This is a genomic window from Arthrobacter sp. JCM 19049, from assembly GCF_001310435.1.
Genome location: NZ_BAXF01000153.1, coordinates 1 through 4,542, shown reverse-complemented (window position 1 = coordinate 4,542; position 4,542 = coordinate 1). Strand labels below are relative to the sequence as shown.

Annotated in this window: 1 protein-coding gene and 3 pseudogenes; 3 read left to right on the top strand and 1 reads right to left on the bottom strand. The window is 68.0% G+C overall.

The features are described 5' to 3' along the window. The 3 genes and pseudogenes from JCM19049_RS08400 to JCM19049_RS08390 all read left to right on the top strand — a co-directional run. A pseudogene (locus JCM19049_RS08400) lies at positions 1-1,341 on the top strand (CoA-acylating methylmalonate-semialdehyde dehydrogenase); the annotation flags it as partial. Positions 1,342-1,397: 56 nt separating this feature from the next. Then, positions 1,398-2,767 (top strand): annotated as a pseudogene (locus JCM19049_RS08395) (aspartate aminotransferase family protein). Positions 2,768-2,901: 134 nt separating this feature from the next. Further along, positions 2,902-3,357, top strand: a complete 456-nt coding sequence (locus JCM19049_RS08390) for a hypothetical protein (protein ID WP_279402768.1) — start codon at positions 2,902-2,904, stop codon at positions 3,355-3,357. 102 nt (positions 3,358-3,459) lie between these two features. Here the strand turns inward: JCM19049_RS08390 and JCM19049_RS08385 are convergent. After that, positions 3,460-4,542: pseudogene (locus JCM19049_RS08385) on the bottom strand (aldehyde dehydrogenase family protein); the annotation flags it as partial.

Genomic DNA, 4,542 nt, shown 5'->3' with positions numbered 1-4,542 from the left:
CGGCCACCGCCTTCCCGAAGTGGCGCGACACCTCCCTGGCGCGGCGCACCGCCATCATGTTCCGCTTCCGCGAGCTGCTGGCCGAGCGCAAGGGCGAACTGGCCGCCATCATCACCGCCGAGCACGGCAAGGTGCTGGATGACGCGCTGGGCGAAGTGGCCCGCGGCATGGAGGTGGTCGAGCTGGCCTGCAACGCCCCCTACCTGCTCAAGGGCGAATACTCGGAAAACGCCTCCACCGGGGTGGACGTGCAGTCGCTGCGCCAGCCCGTGGGCGTCTCGGCGATCATCTCCCGTTCAACTTCCCGGCCATGGTGCCGCTGTGGTTCTTCCGGTGGCCATCGCCGCCGGCAACGCCGTGGTCCTCAAGCCCTCCGAGAAGGACCCGACCGCAGCGAACTGGCTGGCCGAGCTGTTCGCCGAGGCCGGGCTGCCCGAAGGCGTGCTGAACGTGGTGCACGGGGACAAGGAGGCGGTGGACACCCTGCTCACCGACGAGCGCATCGCCTCGGTCTCCTTCGTTGGCTCCACCCCGATCGCCCAGTACGTCTACTCGACCGGCACCGCCCACGGCAAGCGGGTCCAGGCCTTCGGCGGGGCGAAGAACCACATGCTGGTGCTGCCCGACGCCGACCTGGACCTGGCGGCCGACATGGCCGTGAACGCCGGCTATGGTGCCGCCGGCGAGCGCTGCATGGCCATCTCCGTGGTCGTGGCCCTGGAGCCGATCGCCGATGAGCTGGTGGCCAAGATCGCCGAACGCTCCAAGAAGCTGCGCGTGGGTGACGGCACCCGCGGCTGCGACATGGGCCCGCTGATCACCGGGGAACACCGCGACAAGGTCGCCGGGTACATCGATGCCGGCGTGGCCGCCGGGGCCGAACTGGTCCTGGACGGACGAGAGGGTTCCACCGACGCGGACGGTGAGGGCTTCTTCCTGCACCCGACGCTGTTCGACAAGGTCGGCACCGACATGTCCATCTACACCGATGAGATCTTCGGCCCGGTGCTCTCGGTGGTGCGCGTGGAGAGCTTCAACGAGGGCATCGAGCTGATCAACGCCTCGAAGTACGGCAACGGCACCGCGATCTTCACCAACGACGGCGGCGCGGCCCGCCGCTTTGAAAACCAGATCCAGGTGGGCATGGTCGGGGTCAACGTCCCGATCCCGGTGCCGGTGGGCTACCACTCCTTCGGCGGCTGGAAGGCCTCCCTGTTTGGTGATCAGCACGCCTACGGTCCGGAGGGCTTCAAGTTCTTCACCCGCAACAAGGTCGTGACCAAGCGCTGGCTGGATCCCAGCCACGGCGGCATCAACCTCGGCTTCCCGCAGAACGACTAGCGCCGCGCCCCGGCGCACGTCACCCAACGCGTTTCGTTGAGTAAAGGAAAGAACTCATGACCGAACAACTGACCAGCGATCTCTCCGCCGAGCAGATCGCCGCGGGCCGGCGCGCCTACGAGCTGGACAAGGCGCACGTCTTCCACTCCTGGCAGGCCCAGGGCCCGTTCAGCCCGATGACGATCCTGAAGACCGAGCTCCCATGTCTGGGACGGCGAGGGGCGCAAGCTCATCGACATCTCCAGCCAGCTGGTGAACACCAACATCGGTCACCAGCACCCCAAGGTCATCGCCGCCATCCAGGAGCAGGCCGCCAAGATCGCCACGATCGCCCCGCAGCACGTCAGCGACGTGCGCTCCGAGGCGGCCCGGCTGATCGCCGAACGCACCCCCGGGGATCTGAACAAGATCTTCTTCACCAATGGCGGGGCGGACGCGGTGGAGCACGCGGTGCGCATGGCGCGGCTGCACACCGGGCGGAACAAGGTGCTTTCGGCCTACCGCTCCTACCACGGCGGCACCCACATGGCGGTGAACATCACCGGGGATCCGCGGCGCTTCGCCTCGGACAAGGCCACCGACGGGGTGGTGCACTTCTTCCCGGCCTACCCGTACCGTTCCTACTTCAACTCCACCACCGAGGCGGAGGAAACCGAGCGGGCGCTGAAGCACCTGGAGGACACGATCATCCTGGAGGGCCCGGGCACCATTGCCGCGCTGATCCTGGAAACGATCCCCGGCACCGCGGGCATCTACCTGCCCCCGCCCGGCTACCTGCAGGGGGTGCGCGAACTGACCCGCAAATACGGGATCGTGTACATCGCCGACGAGGTCATGGCCGGCTTCGGGCGCTCGGGTGAATGGTTCGCGGTGGACCACTGGAACGTCACCCCGGATCTGCTCACCTTCGCCAAGGGCGTGAACTCCGGCTACGTGCCGCTGGGCGGGGTGGCGATCAGCGAACCGATCTTCGAGACCTTCCGCGAGCAGGTCTACCCCGGCGGGCTGACCTACTCGGGGCACCCGCTGGCCTGCGCCGCGGCGGTGGCGACGATCAACGCCATGGAGGACGAGGGCATGATCGCCAACGCCAAGCGGTTGGGCGATGAGATCATCGGGCCGCGGCTGCGCCAGTTCGCCACCGAGCACCCCCGCGGTGGGCGAGGTGCGCGGCACCGGGGTGTTCTGGGCGATCGAGCTGGTCAAGAACCGGGCCACCCGAGAACCGCTGGCCCCCTACGGGGGCAGTTCGCCGCAGATGAACGAGGTGGTGGCCGCGGCGAAGTCCGCCGGCCTGCTGCCCATGGCCAACTTCAACCGGCTGCACGTCGTCCCGGCGATGAACATCCCCGACGAGGTGCTCATCGAGGCACTGGACCGGCTGGAACAGGCCCTCATCGTGGCCGACCGCTTCGTCGAGGAATAGGCGCAAAATCCGGCACGGCCCGGAAGAACACCGCGGTCCGGGTCCCTGGCACAGGCCAGAGGCCCGGACCGCGGTGCTGTTCCCGGCGTGGAGGCAACCCTTGACAGGGTGATCCGCTGCACTAGATTTGGATCATGGATGCACGGACATACGCTGAGGTGGACTACCTCACCCCGATGATGCATCTGGGGATCGCGGGCATCCTGGTGGTCTTTGGCATTCCGCTGCTGCTGCACGGGCTGTTCCGCCGACGCCGGTTCAGCCGGTTGCGCGACGGGGAACAGACGTGGAAGGCCCGCTCCTCCATCCGTATCGAGCTGCTCCCCGGCGGTGTGGCGCTGCTGATCGCGGCCGTCTTTGGCGCCCTGTCGTGGAACGGCTACGAGCGCTCAACTCGCCACCTTGAGGCGAACATCGTCCAGCGCTACCACCCCAGCAGCTTCGAACTGGGCTACTGGAACGGCTCCTGGGCCACCATCGACATCACCTTGCCCGACGGCACCCGCTTCCCGGACAGCATCGTGATGCTGCGCGCCGGCAGCGAACCGTTCATTGAGGACATCTGGTACCACCACAACCCCAAGCCCTGAGCCTGGCCCCACCCCGGTTTCGGCCCCGCCGCACCGCACGTTAACGACCACCGGCGCCGGACACGGTTTCCCGTGACCGGCGCCGGTGGGTGCAGTCTGGAGCTAGCTCTTGATGATCTGCGGCTGGGCCAGGGACTTCAGCCCGTCCAGGCCGAACTCCAGCCCGTAACCGGACTGCTTGGCCCCGCCCGAACGGCACCCGCGGGTCAATGGTGCCGTGCGAGTTGATCCACACGGTGCCGGCCTGCAGCTGCGCGGCAACCTCCTGGGCCTTGGCCTTGTCGGCGGACCAGACCGAGGCGCCCAGGCCCACCTCCAGCGAGTTCGCCAGCTCGATCGCCTCCTGCACGTCCTTGACCTTCACGATCGGCAGGGCCGGGCCGAACTGCTCCTCGGTGACCAGGCGGTTCTGCGGGTCGATGTCCGCCACCAGGGTGGTGGGGTAGAAGTAGCCGGCCGCCTGCCCATCCGGGTTGGCGCCCAGCAGCACCCGCGCCCCGGAGTCCACCGCGTCCTGCACCAGGTCGGCGACGATGTCGTACTGGGCCTTGTTCTGCAGCGGGCCGAGCACGTTCTGCTCCTCCAGGCCCACCCCCATCGGCATCTTGCCGGCGACCTCAACCAGCGCGTCGCACACCTGGTCGTAGATTGCCTCGGGCACGTAGAGGCGCTTCAGGGCCGCGCAGGTCTGCCCGGTGTTGATGAAGGCTCCCCAGAACAGGTCCTCGGCCACCGCTGCCGGGTCCACGTCCGGCAGCACCACGCCGGCGTCGTTGCCGCCCAGTTCCAGGGTCAGGCGCTTGACCGTGTCCGCGGAGGAGCGGATGATCGCCTTGCCGGTGCGGGTGGAGCCGGTGAACATGATCTTGGCGATCTGCGGATGGCTGGAGAGCTTCTCCCCCACCTCACGCCCGCCGGGCACCACGTGCAGCACGCCCTGGGGCAGCACCTGGTTGATCACGTGCACCAGGGCCACCACCGACAGCGGGGTGTACTCGCTGGGCTTCATCACCACGGTGTTGCCCATGCGCAGGCTCGGGGCCAGCTGCCAGATTGAAATCATCATCGGCCAGTTCCACGGGCCGATCGCGCCCACCACGCCCAGCGCCCGGTAGTGCTTGACCGCCAGGGTCTGCCCGTCATCGACCACGACCTCCGGCTCCACCTCATAGGCGGTGGCGGCGC

Coding starts and splice junctions, on each gene's coding strand:
- JCM19049_RS08390 (WP_279402768.1), top strand. CDS start 2,902: ATGGATGCACGGACATACGCTGAGGTGGACTACCTCACCCCGATGATG.